Source organism: Saccharothrix carnea, from assembly GCF_003014735.1.
Classification (GTDB): domain Bacteria; phylum Actinomycetota; class Actinomycetes; order Mycobacteriales; family Pseudonocardiaceae; genus Actinosynnema; species Actinosynnema carneum.
Window position 1 is genome coordinate 694,024 of sequence record NZ_PYAX01000004.1, and the last position, 20,195, is coordinate 714,218.

Consider the following 20,195-nt stretch of genomic DNA (forward strand, 5'->3'; position numbering starts at 1 on the left):
CGGGGGCTGGGTCCGGCTCGATTTGACATGGGACCCTTGCGGGCACTCCAGGCAGGCCAAACCCGGCAGGCCCGGCGGGGAAGAGCGTCCCGCCAGGCCTGCCGGCTTCGACCAGCCTAAAGCACCCGAACCCATGTCAAATCGAGCCTCGGTGGGTGGGCGGCGGGTCCGTTGCGGGCCCGAGGATCGGCAAGCCTCGTAGGGTGCCAGCGGGGTCCGATGTGGCACGTGAGTTGCCCGCCTTCGCTGGGCGGCTGCGGGTCCGTTGTGGCCTGCCGGTTGGCGAACCGGCGGTGCACGGTGGTGCGCGCGACGCCCGCGGCCTCGGCGATCTGCTCCGTGGACGCGCCGGGGTTGACCGACAGCACCCCTCGTGCGCGCGGGCCTGGACGCCCTGGACCGCGACCGCGCCTACCTCGCGCCGGGCCTGCGCAACGCGCTCAACGCCCACCTCGTCCCGCGCCGACCGCGCCGACTGGTGGCCGCGATCGCCGAACGCGTCACCCGGTCGGTGCTCCGGCAGGACTAGTTGACCGGATCGCCCGACAGGGTGAGGCCGCCGAGCACGACGGTGGTGCGGGGTGTCGCGACGGCGTCCGCCACCCGCGCCACGACCTCGTCGAACACCGGGTCGTCGTAGTAGTCGCCGTGCCCGCGCAACGGCGAGGCGACCATGTCCGGATCGGGGTCGAGGAACTCCGGGTCGCGCAGCCGCACGTCGTTCCCGCAGCGCACGCCCCACAGCTTCGGGTCGGCGAACACCTGCTCCTCCGCCGTCTCCGGCCACACCTGCACCGGACCGCCCAGCGGGTCGGTGAGCCGGTGCACGTTCCACCACCGGTCGCCGAGCTCCTCGTGCAGGCTCGCCAGCCGGGCGTGGCCGAGGTAGTGCGGGAACAGCCGCGAGTACGCCCACTGCAACTGCGAGCCGTAGGTGACCAGGCCGACCCGGCGCAGCGCGGCGACCGCGTCCGCCTGCCTGATGTACCGCTCGCCATCGGCCGGGTCGGGCCGTTCGCTCTCCCGGCGCAGCAACGACAGCGCGGCGAAGCACACCACGCTGCCCTGGCTGTGCCCGGACAGCACGACCGCGCCCACGTCGTGGTGCCGGGCCAGCCGGACCGCGCGGGAGGTCAGCTCGATGGTGGCGCGACCGCCGTAGGGCGGCGGGCAGATCGGGTGCGCCAGCCGGGGCCAGAACGCCACCAGGTCCCACACGATCCCGACCGCCGTGCGCATCCTCGGGTTCTGCCACGTCCGCACACCCAACAACAACAAGACCAGCACGAGACCGGACACCACCAGGCTGCCCAACGCTCCCAGCTCCTGCGCCGGACGGGTCGACAGCCAGTCGGCCAGTCCCGGCGGCGGCGCGGCCCGCCAGTCCGGGTGCACGAGTCGGGCCAGCGCGAGCCCGCCGCCCGCCGCCACGAAAACCCCGCCCATCAGCGCGATCGCGCCGAGCAGCCAGTGGTAGCGGTACTTCGCCGCCGCCAGCCGCTGGTTGAACGCCACCTTGCCGATCCCCGGCCGATCGGGACGTCCCGGGTAGTCGGCCACGACGCCGTCCCGGACCGCCACCCCGATCGCGTGGCGCACGCAAGACACCATGCCGATCGCGTACAGCAGACCGGAGACGATCGCCGCCGCCCAGAACGCCCAGCCCGGCATGGACGTCCACCGCAACACCACCGCCACCGCCGCGGCCACCGACCCGGCCGCGAACACCAGCGCGCTCGACACCTGCCGCACCATGGCCGCCACGATCGGCGCCACCAAAAGCGGGAACGCGAGCGCCAACACACCCCACAACCCCGCGCCGACCAGGTAACTCGTGCTCAGCACCAACCCCGGACGACCGGCCTCGGGCACCGGGTCGCCCACCCACTCCACCACCCGGTACGCCAACCCGCCGCTGAACCCGACCGCCAACGTGGTGGCCACGGCCGCGATCACCACCGCCGCGTAGCCGTGCCACAGGGGCCGGAACCGCTTGTCCACCACCATCAACTCGACACCACGCGCCGAATACCGCATCCGCACGCACGCCCCGAGCAGCACGACCAGCAACAGCATCGCCAGCGCCGCCAGGATGTTGGTGACCGCCTCGAACCCGGCCAGCGGCGTCACCGACCCGGCCGCGGACGTCGGCACCCGCCACAGCAACGCCGTCGCCAACCCCGCCGCGAGCAGCAGGTACGCCACCGACGCCCACTTGAGCGCCCGCGAGTTCACCTCGCGTCGGTCCGGCGACATCACCACGCACCCGACCGCCCACGCCAGCACCACCACGCCCAACCCCACCACCGTCCACGACAGCACGTCAGACGGCCGATCCGGCTGCGCCGTCCGCAACGCCCCCGCGTACAGCACCCCCACCACCACGCACGCCGCCGCCACGTGCGCGTCACGCAACACGGGCGTGCGCGGCGACGTGTGCCAGAACGCGTAGTCGCCCAGGCTGCCCGTCCGCGTCTCCCACGCGTGGTGCGTGCCCTTGGGCTCGTACAGGAACGTCTGCCTGCCGAACCACCACAGCACGGTGATCACCAGCCCCGGCGGCACCAGGCCGACCAGCAGCATCGCCCCGAACGGCCACCCGTCGAAGAACGCCAGGTTCTCCTCCCGGCACGCCACCGTGCCCGCGCACTGCCGCACCAGCAGCTCCAGCGACACGTACGCCGTCGCCGCGACCAGCATGCACGTGAGCACCAGCCCGAGCAGCCGCAGCACCGCCTCCGCGAACCGCCCCGCACCCAGCAACGCGTACCGGGCCAGGTTCAGGATCGCGAACGGGATGAGCACCAACCACAGCGCCCGACTCGCCCCGCCGGACGTGAACCGCCCCCAGTGGAACGCCTCGACCGTCCGCGTCCGCCCGCTGGACAGCGCCCGCGCCGGCTTGCCCGCCCGCAGGAACCGGGCGACGTCGTCCCCGGCCACGGGGGTGGGGAACGGGTCACCGAGCATCGCTTCCGGCGGGGTGCCGGACACCCCGTGCACCCGCAGTTCGACAACGTCCTCGGGACGCATGCGCTCCACCTGCCGTCGGTAGCCGTGCGTGTTACCTACCGGATCGCCCACGCGGGGTAGGCCGTTTCAGTGCGGGTGACACCCCATCGGGGGATCAGGGATTCGTGGGGCGGGCTCCGAGTAGCGATGAAGGCTGGTGAGAACATCGTCGGCGACGCCCGGTCGCCGATCGCGGTCGGGCGCGTCCACGGCCCCGACCCGAAAGGCTGCCCACCGTGACCAAACCCGCCCGTCGAGACCCGAGCAAGCTGGTGGACGCCTCCGGGTTCCGCGAGTTCGTCCAGCACGGCTGGGGTCCGGCCGACCGCGCCGCCCGCGTCACGCCCGGCGCCGCGCAGGCCGCTGCCGCGCACCGCGACCGGCTCAGCCGTGCCCTGCCCGGCGCGCGCATCGCGGTGGCCGCCGGCTGGGCGCCGGTGCGGTCCAACGACACCGACTACGGCTTCCGGCCCGACAGCGACTTCTCCTGGTTGACGGGCTGCGCGGCGGAGGGCGCGGTGCTGGTGATGCAGCCCGTCGCCGGTGGTCACGAGGCGGAGCTGTTCCTGCGCCCGCCCGCCGGGCCCGACGAGCCGGACTTCTTCGCCAACGCGCGTGACGGTGAGCTGTGGGTCGGCCCGGTACCCGGCCTGGCCGAGTGGGGCGAGGCGCTGGGCCTGCGCTGCCGCCCGCTGCACGAGCTGCCGTCCGCGCTGCGCGGCAGGCTGCCCGCCGTGCACGCGACCTACGGCGTGGACCCGCTGCTGGACGCGTCGACCGGCGCGGACCACACCGCCGAGCTGCGCACCGTGCTGGCCGAGCTGCGCCGGATCAAGGACGACTGGGAGATCGGCCAGCTCCAGGCCGCCGTGGACGCCACGATCCTCGGGTTCGCCGACGTCGCCGCCGAGCTGCAGGCCGCGGTGAAGGGTGGTGGCGAGCGGTGGTTGCAGGGCACGTTCGACCGGCGCGCACGCACCGCCGGCAACGGTCCGGGCTACGCCTCGATCGTGGCCGCCGGGCCGCACGCGCCGGTGCTGCACTGGGTGCGCAACGACGGCCCGGTGCCCGAGGACGCCGTGCTGCTGCTGGACGCGGGCGTGGAGCTGGAGACCCTCTACACGGCCGACATCACCCGCACGCTGCCGGTGTCCGGGACGTACAGCCCGGCGCAGCGGCAGGTGCACGAGCTGGTCGAGCGGGCGTCGGTGGCGGCGTTGGCCGTGGTCAGGCCCGGTGCGGCGTACCGGGACTTCCACCAGGAGGCCATGCGGGTGCTCGCCGAGGGCCTGCACGACTGGGGCCTGCTGCCGGTGTCGGTGGCCCGGTCGCTGGACCCGGACGGCCAGCACCACCGCCGCTACATCACCTGCGGCGTGGGGCACTTCCTCGGGCTGGACGTGCACGACTGCGCCAACTCCCGCGCCACCGCCTACCACGAGGGCGAGCTGGAGGCCGGCATGACGCTGGCCGTCGAACCGGGCCTGTACTTCCACCCGAACGACGAGACCGTGCCGCCGGAGCTGCGGGGCATCGGCGTGCGGCTGGAGGAGAACGTCGTGGTCACCGCCGACGGCAACCGCGTGCTGTCCTCGGCGCTGCCGCACGACGTGGCCGGGCTGGAGGCGTGGGTCGCGGCGGCGGGCCGGTAGTCGCCGGAGGTCAGCGGCGGCGCAGGCGAACCGACGTGATGGCGTGGTGCTCGACCTTCAGCACCTCGACGGTCCACCCGGAGACCGTGACCCGGTCGCCGGGTGCCTCGGGGATGCGGCCGAGCAGCACCAGCACCAGGCCCGCGATGGTGGCGTAGTCGCCCTCGGGCGGGTCGACCAGCTCGATGCCGAGGTCGACCAGGTCGTGCACGGGGAACGTGCCGGGCAGGACGAGCGAGCCGTCCGGGCTGTTGCGGACGGCCATCACGTCGCGGTCGGTCTCGTCCAGGATCTCGCCGACGATCTCCTCCAGCAGGTCTTCGAGCGTGATGATGCCGTCGACCGCGCCGTGCTCGTCCACCACGAGGCCGAGCTGCTCGCGCTCGGCCTTGAACCGGCGCAGCGCGTCGGACACCCGCACCGAGTCGGGGAACACCACCGGCGTGCGGGCCAGGTCGACCAGCTTGGCGTCGTCTTCGAGCAGGTCACGCAGGTGCACGACGCCCACGACGTCGTCCAGGTGCCCGCCGCGCGCGACGGGTGCCCGGGAGTGGCCGGACGCGGCCAGCTCGCCGCGGGCGGTCGGCACGTCCAGCTCGGCCGCCAGGGTGACCACCGACCGGCGGGGCACGAGGACCTCGCGCAACCGGCGCTCGCTGATCTCCAGCGCGCCGGTGATGATCATGCGCTGCTCGGCGTTGAGGCCGCGCTGGGCGTGCACCAGTTCCCGCAGCTCCTCCGACGACATCTGCTCGGACTCGGCGTCCGGTGTGCCGCCGAACAACCGGACCACCAGGTTCGTGGACGCGCTCAACGCCCACACCGCCGGCCGTGAGGCGGCCGACAGCACGTGCAGCGGCCGTGCCACCAGCAGCGCCCAGCGCAACGCGTACTGCATCGCCAGCCGCTTGGGCGCGAGCTCACCGAACACCAGGGTCAGGAACGTCAGCACCACCGTGACCAGGGCGATCGCCACCGCGTTCGCCGCGTCGCCGAGGAACGACAGCGCGGGCACCAGCGGCGCCGCCAACGACACCGCCGCCGTCGCCGAGGCCAGGAACCCGGCCAGGGTGATGCCGATCTGGATGGTGGCCAGGAACCGGTTCGGGTCGCGCGCCAGCCGGACCAGCGTCTTCGCGGACGCCCTGCCGTCCCGCTCCAACCCCCGCAGCTGACCCTCGCGCAGGCTGATCAAGGCCATCTCGCTACCCGCGAACAGCGCGTTCAACAACACCAGCACCGCGACCAGCGCGATGGTCCACCCGTACCCGTCCACACCCGACTCCATACCCGAACCGGGTGGGCGCGCAACCGGAGCGTTGGTCATTTCGAGTGGCGCCGCTGCCCACGCACCCCTCCGCTGGGCTACAACAGGCGTGGGGAGGTCGCATGGGGTCGGCTGCGGTGCACCGGTCGTTCGTCGTCGTGGACGTGGAGTCCTACGGCGACTCCAGTAGGACGTCACCCCAGCGGACCGCCGTGCGGGACGGCATGTACCAGGTGCTGATGACCGCGTTCGCCGACTGCGACCTGCCCTGGGACGACAAGTCGGTGGACGACGTGGGCGACAGCCTGATGGTGCTGCTGCCCGCGGACGTGCCCAAGTCCGCCTTGGTCGACCGACTGCCCGAACGGGTGGTAGCCGCGTTGCGCGAGCACAACCACGTCCACGCGGACGGGGCGCGGCTGCGCCTGCGGATGGCCGTGCACGCGGGCGAGGTCCACTTCGACGAGCACGGCAAGACCAGCGCCGAGATGATCTTCACCTACCGGATCCTCGACGCGCCGGCCGCCAAGCAAGCTCTCAAGTCCTCGACCGCCACCCTCGTCCTGATCGCTTCCGACCCGTTCTACCAGGCGGTGATCCGCCACGCGCCGGCCGCCCGTCCCGCGGACTTCGAGCAGGTGGAGGTGACGGTCAAAGAGGTGCACGACCGGGTGTGGGTTCGCCTCGTCGACGGCACGCACACCGCCGTCAACGGAACCGCGGCTCCGCGTCGTGACCGGATCCGCCCCGAACCGCTCACGCTCGCCGAGCTGGGGCGGATCGTCGACGCCCTCCTGGAGACGCCCGGGTTCGACACCCGAGAGGGCCGCGACCTGGTGCTGGCCCTGTTGGACCGCAACGTGACCGGCGCGATCGCACGCCACTCCAGCGACCGCGCCGACGTCATCAGCATCGTGCGCACGTGCTGGCGGTACGAACGTGGACCGGAGGCGTTGCTCGACAGCCTCAGGTTCCACGCCGGCGGCACCACCGCCCTGAGCCGGATCGAGGCGCTGTTCTTCCTGGACGACGCGCGATAGCGGTCAGCCCACGGTGGCGTGGCGGCCGGTGGCCAGGGCGCGGCCCGAGGTGGTCAGGGTGGTGGCGACGCGGTCGACGGCGTCGGTGAACTCGGGGTCGTCGCAGTTCCAGTCGGTGAGCTTGACCAGCAGCCAGCGGCGCCAGGCGGCGACCAGGTCGGTGAACACCTCGGTGCCCTGGGGCGTGAAGCGGTACTCGCCGCGGGCCTCGGTGAGGTAGCCCCTGGTCTGGAGTTGGCGTGCCACCGGTTCGAAGATGCCCGGTGGGACGTGGGTGGTGTCGGCCAGGCGTTCGAGGGTGGCGTGGCCGTGGTCGACGCTCTGGCGGAACACCTTGACCACCAGCCACGCCTGGGCGTGCGTGAGCGGGACGTCCGACTCGCGCAGCACGTCCGGTGTGGGGTCGCGGCGTTCACGGCTCACGATCAGGGCGACCAGCTTCTCCAGCTCCTGCTCGGAATCGGACGTGTGCGGCGCGGCGAAGTTGTCGCCCACCTCGGTCGCGGCGGCGCGGGCGGTGTCGCGCAGCGGGACTTCCTTCAGGAACAGGGCGACCAGGAACGCGACCGCGGCCACGGGGGCGGCGGCCAGGAACACGGTGTGCAGCGTGTCCGCGTAGGCGGCGATGATCGGGGCCTTGAGCTGGTCCGGGAGGGCGTGCAGGGCCTGCACGTTCGCCGCGGCGGCGGGGTCGACGCCCGGGGGGATGGCGGCGGCGAGGTTGCCCGGCAGGTTGGTCGCGTACACGGTGCCGAAGACCGCTACCCCGAACGAACTGCCCAGCGTGCGCAGGAAGCTCACGCCGGAGGTGGCCACGCCGAGGTCCTCGTAGCTGCTGGTGCTCTGCACGACCACCATCGCCACCGGCATGCACATGCCGACACCCAGGCCGAGCACGAGCATGTACGTCGACGCCTGCCAGAAGGAGGTGTCGGGCGTGAGCCGGGACAGCAGGAGCAGCCCGGCGACCATGAGCAGGCTGCCGACCAGCGGGAACACCCGGTAGCGGCCGGTCTTGCCGATCACGTTGCCGGTGGTGATCGAGGCGATGAGCAGGCCCACGACCAGCGGCAGCATCTCCAGGCCCGACTGGGTGGCCGACGCGCCGTGCACGTACTGCAGGTACGTCGGCAGGAACGTGACGCCGCCGAGCATGGCGAACCCGACCACGAAGCTCAGCACCGTGCAGACGGTGAACACGCGGCTCCGGAACAGCCGCACGGGCAGCATCGGCTCCGCGGCACGGGTCTCGACGAACACGAACAGGGCGAGCGTGACGACCGAGCCGATCGCCATCCAGATGATCGTCGGCGACGCCCACGGGTACTCGACGCCACCCCAGCTGGTGACGAGCGTGAGCCCGGTCGCGGCCAGGCCGATGAGCAGGATGCCGAGGTAGTCGATCTTCGGCCGGCCGGCGCCGCGCACGCCGGGGAGCGCGAACGCGCCGACGGCCAGCACGACCACGCCGAGCGGCAGGTTCACGTAGAACGCCCAGCGCCAGCTCAGGTGGTCCACGAACAGGCCGCCGAGCAGCGGCCCGACCACCGTGGCCACGCCGAACACCGCGCCGATGAACCCCTGGTACTTGCCGCGCTCGGACAGCGGCACGACGTCGGCGATGACGGCCGCGGAGGTCACCATCAGCCCGCCCGCGCCGAGGCCCTGCACCGCGCGGGCCAGGATGAGCCACGTCATCGAGTCGGCCCAGCCGCACAGGAACGAGCCGACCAGGAACAGGGCGACGCTGGTCAGGAACGCCCGCTTGCGGCCGAACAGGTCGCCGAACTTGCCGATCAGCGCGGTCATGATCGTCTCGGCGAGCAGGTACGAGGTGACCACCCAGGACAGGTGCCCACCGCCGCCGAGGTCGCTGACGATGGTCGGGAGGGCGGTCGCCACGATCGTCTGGTCGAGGGCGGCGAGCAGCATCCCGAGCATGATCACCGAGACGACCGCGCGCCGTGCCCCGCGTCCGACCTGTTCGACCACGTCGACCTCCCGCGCCCGACGATAAAACCGCCACCCCCACCCCGCCCGACCACACCCACGGCCGGGTGACCGGCACGACCGCGCACCCACGAGAGCGGGCAGGCGCGGTGTGGTCCTGCACGACGTCTTCGCGGTGTCGTTCGGCGAGATCGGCGAGATCATCGACCGCTCACCGGCGGCGACGCGGCAGCTCGCCAGCCGGGCCCGGCGGCGGGTGCGGGGCGCGGCTGCCGCGTCCGAGGCCGCGCGATCCCGCAAGCGCGAGGTCGTCGCCGCTTTCCTGGCCGCCTCCCGGGACGGGGACTTCGGCGCGCTGCTCTCGCTGCTCGACGCGAACGCCGTGCTCGTCGCCGACCCGGCTGCCGTGCGGCTGGGCGCGACGGCCGAGGCCCGCGGGGCGGACGCGGTCGCGGCCGTCTTCGCCGGACGGGCCGCGGCCGCCCGGCTCGCCCTGGTCGACGGTGTGCCGGCCGCCGTCTGGGCACACCGCGGCCGGCCCCGGGTCGTCTTCGCGTTCACCGTCACCGAGGGCAGGATCACCGACATCGACCTGCGGGCCGATCCCGACCGGCTCCGCGACCTCGACGTCGTCTTCCTCGGCACCGGCGACGAGGACCACGATGATCAGTGATCCCGAGCTCACGGACTGCACGCTCGCCGTCCACGACCTCGACGAAGCACTCTGCTCCTACCGCGACGTCCTCGGCTTCGAGGTGCGGGAGGACGTCGAAGCCACGGGCGCCGAGGTGATGCAGGAACCCGTCGACCGAGCCCACGGCGTCCGCGACTGCGCCTTCCGCGACCCATCCGGGAACATGCTGCGCTTCACCCGAACCCTCGACCTCCAGGTGCACGGCCGCACGTCACCCGCGACAGGGACCCCATGCACGACCTGGAGTAGGACAGCGATGCCGCTTGGCCGGCGGCGACGGCTTCCGAGCTGTTCGAGCGGCACGGGAATTCAGGCGCTCGGCGTTGTCAGGCCGCGCGGCCGGACCGAGGTCAGCGCCGCGATCCCGAACACCAGGGCGGGCAGCACGAAGTAGAAACCGGGTCCGAGGCCGAGCACCAGTCCCCAGGCCGCCATCGCCAGTGCCACGACCGTCGTGACGAACGCGACGGCGCGGCCGGTGAGGTCCGCGACCGCGACCACCGCCGCGGCGACCAGCGGCACCCCGAGCAGGTACGCCGAGGCGCTCCCGCTGTCGGCGGACAACACCGGCAGCAACGCGACCGCGATCCCGACCGTCGCCGCGACCCCGGTCCACCGCAGCGCCCGGCCGATGGTCCCGGGAACCGCCCACCGGCCACGCAGGCGGACGAGCGTGGCGACCGTCAGGAACAGGACGAGGCACACACCCGCGACGGCGGCGATCATCCCAACACCTCCCAGTGCGGCAGGTCCGGCAGCGCCGTGATCCGGATCCCACCACCGAAGGTACGGCAACCACGACCCGATGACCCGGCTGCTCGACGAGATCACCGCCGGCCGAGGCCGGTGCGGCCGCACCCGCTGGAGGACCTCCTACGGGCTCGAACGGACAGCGGCACCGGGCACGGCAGTTGATCCGGTGGTCGGCTGTGGCCATGCTGGGATCCGTGAGGACGTTCGGCCGTCTCTTGAAGGTGGCGGTCGCCATGGGCGACACCCACCACACCGGCCGAGCACCGCGACTTCCTCCCGGCCGGTGTGCGTGGACGAGCGCGGCGGAGGTGGCTGCGACTCCGCCACGGTTCAGGGCTTGACCTTCTTGTCCTTGCCCGTGGCCTTGTCCCCCACCTCGCCTTGCGCGTGGTCCTTCACCCGGCCCTGCTGCCGGCCTTGTTGCTCAAGGGCGGGTTGCTGCTCGACCGGAACCTCGACGGTCACGGTGGCGATCTCGGGCGTGACACCGGCGGCAGCGGCGCTCGGCGCACCCGGTGACGAGGTCGTGATGTGGGTGGGCGGAACGGATTCACTCGGTGCGGAGGTCACCGGCGTGGAGGTCGCCGACACGGCCCAGGCGACGCAGACGGCACCCACCAGGCCGGCGGCCGAGGCGGCGAGCGTCTTCTTCGGCACCTGCACGGTTGACCAGGGCACTGAGACCTGGGGCGGTTGATCGCTCTCGCGGGTGTAGTCGGGCTGGTCCTCGATGGCGGCAGGAGCGCCCATGCCCAGTATGCGGGCGCAGTCGCGAGCGGTCGGACGTCGGCGCGGTGACAGGGATGTCATCAGCGCCAGCAGGCGCGCCAGGTCGGCAGGCAGGTCAGCGGGAACGATCGGCGGGCGGTGCAGCCGCGCGACGGCCGCCTCGACGTCGCCGCCCGGGTACTCGCGGCGGCCGGTCAGGCATTCCAGCAGCACCAGTCCGAGAGCGTAGATGTCGGCCGGGGCGCCCACCTCCTCGCCGCGGACCTGCTCGGGCGCGAGGTAGGGAGCCGTGCCGACCATCTGCCCGGTGCGCGTGAGCCGGGTGGCGCCGGTCAGGTGGGCCAGGCCGAAATCCGCCAGGTAAGGGGTGCCGGCGCGGTCGAGCAGGATGTTCGACGGTTTGACGTCCCGGTGCACGACGCCCCGGTCGTGGACGTAGGCCAGTGCCTCGGCAAGACGGGCGCCCAACCGCCGTACCTCCTCGACCGCCAGCGGCCCCCGTGCGATGTGGGTGCGCAGTGTGCGACCGTCGACCAGTTGCAGCACGAGGAACGCGCCGAGGTCGCTGCCACCCGTGTCGTAGACCGCCACCAGGCCGGGGTGCGACAGCCCGGCCAGGGTGCGCACCTCATTGTCGAACCGCCGCCGGTCGTCGAGGTCGGCACCAGGCGCGAACAGCTTGACCGCGACGTCACGGCACAACACCGTGTCCCACGCCCGGTACACCTCCGACATGCCGCCGGAACCCAGCGCTCCGGCCAGCTTGTAACGACCGGCCAACAGGTCGTCGTGATGGGATGGTGGCACCGTGGACCCTTCCCGGTCTTCCGACTCCCGACATCCCCAGGTGCCCCTCAACCGGCAGCCCAAACGCCCAGGCCTGCCCTGAAGCAGCCCAGAGGCCGGTTCACTCTTCACACCGAGGACCGCACGGTCCATCGGTGCTTACGCCGATGGACCGGTCAGCGCCGGAGGCACACCCCTCGACCCCCAGCGCGCACACCGCGATGCGAAGATCACCCGGCAAGCCCGCGCAGGACCGTCGCGGGGCGACCGGACAGGCTCGCGGCGACGGGTCCGCACGCCCGTGCATGGCCCGCTTGTCCTGCCGGTCGTGCACGTGTCGTCTTGTCACGGGCGGCGGCCGAGCCGTCCGCTTCACTTCGAGGAGGCGTTCCCGTGCTGCCAGGGTTCGGTCGCCCGCCAGGTCTGGAGCGACGACGACAGGCCGTCTGCCAGTAGCGGGAGCTGCGGAACCATCGCCAGGGCGGCGACCATCTGCAGGTCGCGCAGGCGTTCCATGGCGCGCAGAACGTCGATGTCGACCGGGCGCAGCCCCAGGTCGACCGCGGCGGCGTTGTAGGAGGCGATCGCCTCTTCGCCGGTGTGCGCGAGATCCCACTCGACCGGGGCGACGCCGACGTGCTCGTAGTCGGAGTACAGCACGGTATCGGCAGTCTCGATCAGGTTGTAGAACGGAGCGTCGCCGTGGACCACCTGGACGGGAACACCGGGGAACGCCCGCGCGAAAGCAGAGGGCGACGCGACAATGGGCGAGAGGACGGCCCACTCGGCGCGGGCACGGGTCAGATCGGAGGCGGGCAGCAGGTCCTCGCGGCCCTCCAGGTCGTCGAAGGCGAGGTCGACGTACCCCTGCATCCCCGGGAAGAAGCCGGTCTCGCCCGGGTACTCCGCCAGGATCGAGTGCAGGCGGGCGACGGCGGGCATGCGCCTCACCGCGTCGTAGTCGTTGGGCAGCACGCCCTCGACCTTCTCCCAATAAGTCATCGTGAAACCGTCGCGCTCGACGGGCTCGGCCGGGACGAGCGCGCTCGGCACGACGGTCGGCTCGCCGCGCGACGCCATCCACCTCGACACGGCCAACTCCGTGCGCTGGAAGCCCGTCGAGGTGATGCCGCGCGGGGTTACCACCGGCACGCGCGCGACGACCGGGGACGGTGCGAGGTCCACCACCACCGAGAAGACGTCGTACAGGATCTTCGCCTCGGACGCGTCGAGCCCCAGACCGGTTGCAGCGGCGACCGCAGCGTCGCAGGCGCGTTGTGAGCGAGCGGCGCGTTCCTCTTCGGTGATCACGAACGCCACTGTAAGACCCCTCCCGATCGCACCTGATCAAGGGTGGTCCGGCCGCGTGCGAACAACGAACAAGTCGTGCTGCGAGCACTACGGGCTGGGCGACGCGGTCACCACCCACCTCGACACAGCGTTGACCAGGATGACCGCCGTCCCCCGCCCCACGCCTGTTGCACGTTGCAGTCGATGCCCACGCGGTCGGTGGGTCAGGTCGCGAAGGACTTCGACCTGACCGAGACCGCGGTGCGGCAGCGGGTCGTGCGGGCGGGGCTTGAGCGGTCGCCCGTCCGATGCGTCCAGCCCTCCGGTCGACAAGGTCGGCGCGCGGGAGCGGGGAGGTCACCGGCACCGGAACGGGCAGCGGCACCGGGCACGACGGCGGCGACAGTCCGCTTACGCACAGTCACCTCCGTGGCCGCGGCTCAGCTGTGCCCGATTTCGGGCACGGCATTTGATCCGGTGGTTGGCTGTGGCCATGCTGGGACCCGTGGAGGACGTTCGGCCGTCTGACGAGCGGTGGGAAAGACCCCACATGGGAGTGTCGGACGAACTCCTCCGGCACGTGGTCAGGACGACCGGTCTACCTACTGCGGTCGCGCGGCGGGTGGTGTCCGATGTCATGGGCTACTTCGTGGAGACGGCGGAGGAGTACGTGCGGCGGCGGCACGTCGAGTTGCGGCGGGACGGGTTGGGCAACGCCAGGATCTGGGCGCTGCTGCGGGAGGAGCTGGACGTGCGGCCGGTGGCGGCGCCGAAGTTGTCCGAACGCCAGTTGCGGCGGATCGTCTACGGGTAGAGGAGAGCACCGGGTATGTGCGGAATCGTCGGGTACGTCGGTCCCAGGGACGCGGTCCCCGTGCTGCTGGAGGGCCTGCACCGGCTGGAGTACCGGGGTTACGACTCGGCGGGCATCGCAGTCGCGGGTGGTGGTGGGCTGCAGGTCGTCAAGACTGCCGGACGGGTCGGTGACCTGCGCAAGGCTGTGCCGGACGGCACGGCGGGCGCCGCCGGTATCGCGCACACCCGGTGGGCGACCCACGGGGAGCCGAGCGATCGCAACGCCCACCCGCACGTGGACGCGGCTGCGCGGGTGGCGATCGTCCACAACGGCGTGTTCGAGAACTCGGACCGGCTGCGCGCGCAGCTTGAGGCGGACGGCGTCACGCTCGCCTCCGACACCGACAGCGAGGTCCTCGCCCACCTCGTGGCCCGCAGTGCGGCGACCACGCTCGAAGACGCCGTGCGCGAGGCGTTGGCGCAGGTCGAGGGCACGTACGGGGTGATCGTGATGGACGCCGAACGGCCCGGTGAACTGGTCGCGGCACGCCGCGGCAGCCCGGTCGTGCTCGGTGTCGGCGAGCAGGAGATGCTGATCGCCTCGGACGTCACCGCGCTGGTCCGCTTCACCCAGCAGGTGATCTACCTGGACGACGACGAGATCGCCACGGTCACCGCGGACGGCTACCGCACGTCCACCACGGACGCCCGCGCCACCAGCACCACCCGCTCCCCCACCGCGATCGACGTGGTGAGCGCCGAGTACGAGCTGGGCGAGCACCCCGACTTCATGTACAAGGAGATGCGCGAGCAGCCCGACGCGGTGGACCGCTGCCTGCGCGGCCGGCTGGACCACCGGTTCTCGTCGGCCCGGCTGGACGGCGTCGGCCTCAGCCCGCAGGACTACCAGCGCATCCGCCGGGTCAAGCTGCTCGGCTGCGGTTCGGCGTACTACGCGGGGCAGCTCGGCGCGCAACTGGTCGAGGAGCTGGCCCGGATCCCCGCCGACGCCGAGCCCGCGTCCGAGTTCCGCTACCGCAACCCGGTGGTCGACCCCGACACGCTGTACGTCGCGATCAGCCAGTCGGGTGAAACGCTGGACACGCTCGCGGCCGTGCAGGAGCTCAAGCGCAAGGGCGGGCACGTCATCGGCGTGGTCAACGCGGTCGGCAGCACGATCGCCCGTGAGTGCGGTCACGGGATCTTCCTGCACGCCGGGCCGGAGGTGTCGGTGGCGGCGACGAAGTCGTTCACCACGATGGCCGTGGCGTTGGCGATGCTGGCCCTGGACCTGGGACGGGTGCGCGACCTCTCGATCACGGAGGGCAGGCGACTGGTGACCGGGCTGTCGGAGCTGCCGCACCAGATCGCGCAGGTCCTGGCGTCCGAGGACGACATCGCCGCGGTCGCCCGCAAGTACGCCGACGCGCGGCACATGTTCTTCGTCGGCCGGGTGCGTGGTTGGCCCGCCGCACGGGAGGGCGCGCAGAAGCTCAAGGAGATCTCGTACGTGCACGCCGAGGCCTACCAGGCGTCCGAGTTGAAGCACGGGCCGTTGGCGCTGATCAACCCGGAGATGCCGACCGTGGTGCTGGTGCCCGACGACGAGCTGCTGGCCAAGAACACGGCCACGATCGAGGAGATCAAGGCGCGCGGCGGGCCGGTCATCGCGGTCACCGACGCCGAGCTGCCCCCGGGCCTGGCCACGGACGTCATCCGGGTGCCGAAGGCGCACGACGCGCTGGCCCCGATCACGCTCTCGGTGCCGTTGCAGCTGTTCGCCTACCACCTGGCGCGCGCGTTGGGCCGTGACGTGGACCGGCCGCGGAACCTGGCCAAGAGCGTGACCGTGGAGTAGGAATTAGGTTAGCCTAACCTGCATGCCCCGGTATTCGACGTTGGACCAGCTGCAGCTGAAGGTGCTCACCAAGGCCGCGAGCCTGGTCACCGCGCCCGCCAACCAGCGTGACGTGTTCGACCAGTTCGCCATGGCGGTCACCGCGGTCGCCGACCTCGCGCCGCACCTGCGCCGGGTCACGTTCCACGCGGCCGGGTTCGCCGACTTCGCGGTGACCGGCCCGGACGAGTGCTTCGGCCTGCTGATGCCACCGCCGGGCCGGCCGCTGACGATGCCGAGCGCGGATCGCGTCAACGTCCGCACCGCGCTGCGCGCCCTGCCCGCCGAGGACCGGCCGGACCTGCGCTGGTACACGATCCGGGCCCACCGGCCCGACGTCGGCGAGATCGACGTGGACTTCGTCCTGCACGGTGACGCAGGCCCCGGAACGCGCTGGGCGAACCGTGCCGAGGTGGGCCGGACCGCCGGTTTCCGGGCGGGCAACTCCGGCTACCGCCCGCCGTCCGCCGGCACGGTCCTCCTGGCGGCCGACGAGACCGCGCTGCCCGCCCTGGGCGCGATCCTGGCGTCCGGCGTCCCCGCGGACACCCGGATCTTCGCCGAGGTGCCCGGCGAGGACTACCGCGTCGACCTCGACGGCCCGGTCACCTGGCTCTACCGGGGCACCGACGCACCGGGCGCGCACATGCTCCGCGCGATCACCGACCTGCCGTCGCCCACGCCGGACTACGCCTGGGTGTGCGGTGAGTCGGCCTTGGCCACCGCGGTCCGCCGGCACCTGGTGAAGGACCGCGGCCTGGACCGCCGGTCGGTGACGTTCAGCGGTTACTGGAAGCTCGGCGCGGCCCGCACGTGACCGGTCAGAGGTAGCGGCACGGCAGTTCGAAGAACCAGTTCGCCGGCTCGTGGTCCAAGCGGCCCGCCGGGCTGCCGGTGCCGCACCGGGCCCGTGCCTGCACGACGCTCTGGTCCCACGGCACGCCGTCGAGCACCACCGCGGCCGTGCGGAAGTGCTGGACGACGCTCGCGAGCACGACCAGCGCGATCACCGCACGACCGGCCACCACCGCGTACCGCTGCCACCGGTGGGCGGGCACGGCGTCCAACCCCACGGCGATCGCGGCGAACAGGAACAGGCACGGCGCGACGCTGTAGCGCTGCCCGGCCATCACCACTTCCGGGTACTGCACCTGCAGGACCGCGCTCCAGTTGGCGGTCAGCGACACGACGATGACGAGCACGCTGTAACCCACGCCGAGCAGCACCAGCAGCCTGCCCGACCGGCCACCCCACCGCAGACCGGCCACCACCGGCACGGCGGCCAGCACGAGCGCGGCCAGCAGCGGCAGGTTGCCGTGCGCCGGGTAGATCCGGGCGACCTGCTCCGACCCGGTGAACGCCACCACCGGCACCCGCAGCACGCTCGCCAGCGCCACCTGCACCGGGTCCACCACGTCGTGCGAGTACGGGTTCCGCTCGGCGAACAGCATCACCGCGCCCTGCACCAGCGCCCCCGCGAAGAACGCGACGGGCACCTCCTTGCGGGGCACGGCGAGCCGCAGCAGCGCGACGGGCGCCAGCACGAACACCAGCGGGCTGGACACGGCGGCGAGGAACACGAACAGCGCGACCGGCACGCGCGGGGCGTCGCGCCACAGCAGGGCCCAGAACACCCCGTACAGCAGGAACCAGTGCAGGTTCGTCATGTTGTTCAACGGCTCGGAGTTGCCCGCCGGCAGCACGACCACGAGCGACGCCAACGCGACCCGCAGCGGCAGCGAGCGCAGGTACGCGCCGGAGGCCGCGAAGCAGAGCAGCGCGACCAGGGCGCGCAGCACGGCCGCCGCGATCGCGAACCCCGCGGCGGTCCACTCCAGCGGGAGCAGCGCGACCAGTTCGGCCACCAGTCGCGGCAGCGTGTGCAGGTAGCCGCCGTAGGGCTCGACCAGGTTCGACCACGCGGGCAGCGTGACGGCGTCCAGCGCGAAGCGGGCGCCGTCCTCGGCCCACAGGTGGTCGAGCCTCGCCCGGCCCGCGGGCAGGAGCAGCAGGAACGCGAGCGCGGCGACGAACCCGAGCAGGTAGCCGGTCACCGTCCCCGACCGCGGCGCCGGCGGCTGGGGCAGCAGGCTGTCGGCGAGCACGCGCAGCCGTCGTTCGCCGGTTCTCGGCGGGTCCTCGCTCGTCACCGTCACCCGGCGGCCCTCCCCTTGCGCCCTGTGGTAGCGGGAAGGTACCCGTCCGGCGGCCGGGGCCGCGCGCCGGGTGAGCGGGCGGTCAGGGGCCGGCGAGTTCCGACCGGCGCTCGTAGCGGGACCACTCCTGCTCGGACACGGTCTTCACGGTGGACGAGTTCAGCGCCGCCACCTCGGCCGAGCCGACGAGCCACAGCTTGCCGTCCAGCAGCAGCCCGACCTCGCCGTCCGGCGAGCGCACCGCCTCCACGCCCGCGGGCACGCGGACCGCGACCGGCAGCGAGTCGATCACCGCAGGCCGGTCGGCCAGCACACCGCGGGAGAACTCCTTGGCCACCGAACGGCGCTCGAAGCGGATCACCTCGCCGCCGACCACCAGGTCGGCCGTGTTCTCCGGTGACGGCACGGTGTAGCGGTTCAACGCGCTCAGCTCGGCCTTGGTGGCGCAGCCGCGCAGCCCGACCGCGTCGAGGCCGAAGTGCCTGATGTCCGTCGGCGCGTTCGCCGCGCCGATCACGGTGGAGCGCAGCACGTCCAGCGACACCCGGCCGCACGGGTCGGTCGGGTGGATCGGCGCGTGCCCCTCGGCGGTGCGCACCAGCCCCGGCCCTTCCCGCCACACGCCGGGGATCAGCACCGGGTCGAACGGCTGGCGGGTGAAGTCCTTGTCCCAGAACGTGATCGTGGTGCCCGCGTCGGTCGAGTGGGCGATCGCGAACGCCGACACGGCGTCGATCCACATCCAGTCCGAGCTGAACGCCTCCACCACCGAGCGGGTGCGCGGCACGGTCGTCGTGGACACCGGCACCATGCCGCCCTCGCCCAGCGCCTCGACGCCCTTGACGAACAGGGGGTCGCGGGAGCGGAGCACGAACTGGCCCGCGCCGTTCGGGTGGGTCGCGCGGCCGGTGGTGTCGGTGAACATGAGGTAGAACCAGCCGTCGACGTGCACGACGGACTGCTGCCCGGCGCCGTAGGCGTTCTCACGGATCACGTCGTTGGCCGGCACCACGATCGCCTGGCCGTTGTTCGCGCGGGTCCAGGTGATGCCGTCCCGACTGGTCGCGACGCCGATGGAGCTGCCGTTGGCGTGGTTGTCGCGGGACGCGCCGGTGTAGTACATGTAGTAGGTGCCGCCGACGCGGACCACCGACGGGTCGCACACGTGCATCGCGTCGAAGCTGGCGGAACTGCCGGAGAAGACCGGGACCGCGGTGCTGAACGGCCCGTCCAGCGACGGTCCCTCGCTGTAGAGGATGTCGTCACCGCCCGGCTGCGCGACGCTCATCTGGCTGCACCACCACGCCCGGATCCGGCCGCCCTCGCGGAGCACGGCGGGTGCGTAGTTGTACGGCGCGTCCTCGACGCCGTGCACCACGACACCGGCGCTCTCCCGCGGCTTGTCCACGGTGAGCGTGAGCTTCTTCGGTGGCGGCGGCGGCACCGCTGACGTGCTCTTCTGCACCGGGGAGATCGGCACCGAGCCGCTGGCGGCCGGGTCGCTGCACGCCGTCACCGCGCCCACCAGTACGGAGGCAGCAAGCAGCACGGGAAGCCGTCGACGCGGGGACACCCACCCAGTCTAGTTGCCGCTCATCCAGGCGAGTGAGGAACACCGTCACTGACCGTTGATGTTTTTCGTCAGTCCGCGCACCCCGGGACCGGGGCCCGGGAGGCCGTCGACCGGCACCCTTTACCAACGCTTTACTCATCGGCCGCCGTCCTGGATACTGTGCGTCGAGGGGAGTACTTCCCAAGCGTCTGCCCGGTCAGTACGGACATCCCGATCGGTGTCCCCGGCAGGCCGCCCGCCAGGGTGAAGGAGACCTCGGACTTCGGTGTTCGAGGAGCCTTGATGCCTGTGCACGTCGCCGTTCCGGCGAGTCCTGTCGAGTCCGTCGGGTCGACGGGGCTGTGGTTGACCAGCATCGCCGTCCTGGTGGTGCTCTTGGTCGCCGACTTCGTGGTCACCCGCCGCCCGCACGAGGTGTCGATGCGGGAGGCCGCCGGGTGGTCGGTGTTCTACCTCGCGTTGCCGGTGGTGTTCGGCGCCTGGCTGTGGCACGCCTTCGGGACCGACCGGGCGCTGGAGTTCATGACCGGGTTCCTGGTCGAGAAGTCCCTCTCGGTGGACAACCTGTTCGTGTTCATGCTGCTGCTCGCCGCCTTCGCCG

At 72.2% G+C, this 20,195-nt stretch carries 16 protein-coding genes and 1 pseudogene; 8 read left to right on the plus strand and 9 right to left on the minus strand.

Annotated elements, in window-relative coordinates; translation table 11 throughout:
• Positions 1-116: 116 nt before the first annotated feature.
• Positions 117-368 carry a TetR family transcriptional regulator gene (locus B0I31_RS43095; RefSeq protein ID WP_219910707.1) on the minus strand — a complete coding sequence of 84 codons (252 nt, stop codon included), beginning with the start codon at positions 366-368 and terminating at the stop codon, positions 117-119.
• Between the two features lie 5 nt (positions 369-373).
• On the opposite strand from B0I31_RS43095, the gene B0I31_RS14675 reads away from it, so the two are divergent.
• Positions 374-529: a hypothetical protein gene (locus B0I31_RS14675; RefSeq protein ID WP_219910708.1), complete on the plus strand. Its 156-nt coding sequence runs from the start codon at positions 374-376 to the stop codon at positions 527-529.
• Here the strand turns inward: B0I31_RS14675 and B0I31_RS14680 are convergent.
• Entirely contained in the window at positions 526-3,033 is a 2,508-nt protein-coding gene (locus B0I31_RS14680; protein ID WP_106615882.1) for a hypothetical protein, read from the minus strand. The genes B0I31_RS14675 and B0I31_RS14680 overlap by 4 nt on opposite strands.
• Before the next feature lie 215 nt (positions 3,034-3,248).
• Between B0I31_RS14680 and B0I31_RS14685 the strand changes: the two genes are divergently transcribed.
• Positions 3,249-4,664, plus strand: a complete 1,416-nt coding sequence (locus B0I31_RS14685; protein WP_106615883.1) for an aminopeptidase P family protein — start codon at positions 3,249-3,251, stop codon at positions 4,662-4,664.
• A 10-nt stretch (positions 4,665-4,674) separates the two neighbouring features.
• Here the strand turns inward: B0I31_RS14685 and B0I31_RS14690 are convergent, their stop codons facing one another.
• Positions 4,675-5,940, minus strand: coding sequence for a hemolysin family protein (locus B0I31_RS14690; RefSeq protein WP_181320164.1), 1,266 nt, complete (start codon positions 5,938-5,940; stop codon positions 4,675-4,677).
• A 113-nt stretch (positions 5,941-6,053) separates the two neighbouring features.
• Between B0I31_RS14690 and B0I31_RS14695 the strand changes: the two genes are divergently transcribed.
• Positions 6,054-6,971, plus strand: coding sequence for an effector-associated domain 2-containing protein (locus B0I31_RS14695; RefSeq protein WP_106615885.1), 918 nt, complete (start codon positions 6,054-6,056; stop codon positions 6,969-6,971).
• Positions 6,972-6,974: 3 nt separating this feature from the next.
• Here the strand turns inward: B0I31_RS14695 and B0I31_RS14700 are convergent, their stop codons facing one another.
• The gene (locus B0I31_RS14700; protein WP_106615977.1) at positions 6,975-8,912 is read right to left on the minus strand and encodes an MDR family MFS transporter; all 1,938 of its coding nucleotides are present in this window, start codon (positions 8,910-8,912) and stop codon (positions 6,975-6,977) included.
• Positions 8,913-9,072: 160 nt separating this feature from the next.
• Between B0I31_RS14700 and B0I31_RS14705 the strand changes: the two genes are divergently transcribed.
• Positions 9,073-9,594: a sigma-70 family RNA polymerase sigma factor family protein gene (locus B0I31_RS14705; RefSeq protein WP_219910709.1), complete on the plus strand. Its 522-nt coding sequence runs from the start codon at positions 9,073-9,075 to the stop codon at positions 9,592-9,594.
• A gap of 330 nt (positions 9,595-9,924) precedes the next feature.
• Here the strand turns inward: B0I31_RS14705 and B0I31_RS14715 are convergent, their stop codons facing one another.
• The 3 genes from B0I31_RS14715 to B0I31_RS14725 form a co-directional block, all read right to left on the minus strand.
• Positions 9,925-10,341, minus strand: coding sequence for a hypothetical protein (locus tag B0I31_RS14715; RefSeq protein ID WP_106615886.1), 417 nt, complete (start codon positions 10,339-10,341; stop codon positions 9,925-9,927).
• Positions 10,342-10,698: 357 nt separating this feature from the next.
• Positions 10,699-11,904 (minus strand): serine/threonine-protein kinase, encoded by a 1,206-nt coding sequence (locus B0I31_RS14720; RefSeq protein ID WP_245949900.1) that lies wholly within the window; start codon positions 11,902-11,904, stop codon positions 10,699-10,701.
• A gap of 351 nt (positions 11,905-12,255) precedes the next feature.
• Positions 12,256-13,194: an aminoglycoside phosphotransferase/kinase family protein gene (locus B0I31_RS14725; RefSeq protein WP_106615978.1), complete on the minus strand. Its 939-nt coding sequence runs from the start codon at positions 13,192-13,194 to the stop codon at positions 12,256-12,258.
• Positions 13,195-13,723: 529 nt separating this feature from the next.
• Here B0I31_RS14725 and B0I31_RS14730 point away from each other — a divergent pair.
• From B0I31_RS14730 to B0I31_RS14740, 3 genes are read left to right on the plus strand one after another with little or no spacing between them, the layout of a single operon-like run.
• Positions 13,724-13,987, plus strand: a complete 264-nt coding sequence (locus tag B0I31_RS14730) for a hypothetical protein (protein ID WP_181320165.1) — start codon at positions 13,724-13,726, stop codon at positions 13,985-13,987.
• A gap of 15 nt (positions 13,988-14,002) precedes the next feature.
• Positions 14,003-15,826 carry a glutamine--fructose-6-phosphate transaminase (isomerizing) gene (gene glmS, locus B0I31_RS14735; RefSeq protein WP_106615888.1) on the plus strand — a complete coding sequence of 608 codons (1,824 nt, stop codon included), beginning with the start codon at positions 14,003-14,005 and terminating at the stop codon, positions 15,824-15,826.
• Positions 15,827-15,848: 22 nt separating this feature from the next.
• Positions 15,849-16,682: a siderophore-interacting protein gene (locus tag B0I31_RS14740; protein WP_106615889.1), complete on the plus strand. Its 834-nt coding sequence runs from the start codon at positions 15,849-15,851 to the stop codon at positions 16,680-16,682.
• Between the two features lie 4 nt (positions 16,683-16,686).
• Here B0I31_RS14740 and B0I31_RS14745 read toward each other — a convergent pair whose 3' ends face one another.
• On the minus strand, positions 16,687-18,021 hold the full coding sequence (locus B0I31_RS14745; protein WP_106615890.1) for a hypothetical protein: 1,335 nt from the start codon (positions 18,019-18,021) through the stop codon (positions 16,687-16,689).
• A gap of 82 nt (positions 18,022-18,103) precedes the next feature.
• Positions 18,104-19,594 (minus strand): glycoside hydrolase family protein, encoded by a 1,491-nt coding sequence (locus tag B0I31_RS14750; RefSeq protein WP_245949902.1) that lies wholly within the window; start codon positions 19,592-19,594, stop codon positions 18,104-18,106.
• Between the two features lie 282 nt (positions 19,595-19,876).
• Between B0I31_RS14750 and B0I31_RS14755 the strand changes: the two are divergent.
• A pseudogene (locus tag B0I31_RS14755) lies at positions 19,877-20,195 on the plus strand (TerC family protein); the annotation flags it as partial.

Bases quoted from the DNA above. Each gene is read 5' to 3' on its own strand.
- glmS (WP_106615888.1), top strand. From the start codon at position 14,003: ATGTGCGGAATCGTCGGGTACGTCGGTCCCAGGGACGCGGTCCCCGTG.
- B0I31_RS14730 (WP_181320165.1), top strand. From the start codon at position 13,724: ATGGGAGTGTCGGACGAACTCCTCCGGCACGTGGTCAGGACGACCGGT.
- B0I31_RS14715 (WP_106615886.1), bottom strand. From the start codon at position 10,341: ATGATCGCCGCCGTCGCGGGTGTGTGCCTCGTCCTGTTCCTGACGGTC.
- B0I31_RS14740 (WP_106615889.1), top strand. From the start codon at position 15,849: ATGCCCCGGTATTCGACGTTGGACCAGCTGCAGCTGAAGGTGCTCACC.
- B0I31_RS14680 (WP_106615882.1), bottom strand. From the start codon at position 3,033: ATGCGTCCCGAGGACGTTGTCGAACTGCGGGTGCACGGGGTGTCCGGC.
- B0I31_RS14695 (WP_106615885.1), top strand. From the start codon at position 6,054: ATGGGGTCGGCTGCGGTGCACCGGTCGTTCGTCGTCGTGGACGTGGAG.
- B0I31_RS14700 (WP_106615977.1), bottom strand. From the start codon at position 8,912: ATGCTCGGGATGCTGCTCGCCGCCCTCGACCAGACGATCGTGGCGACC.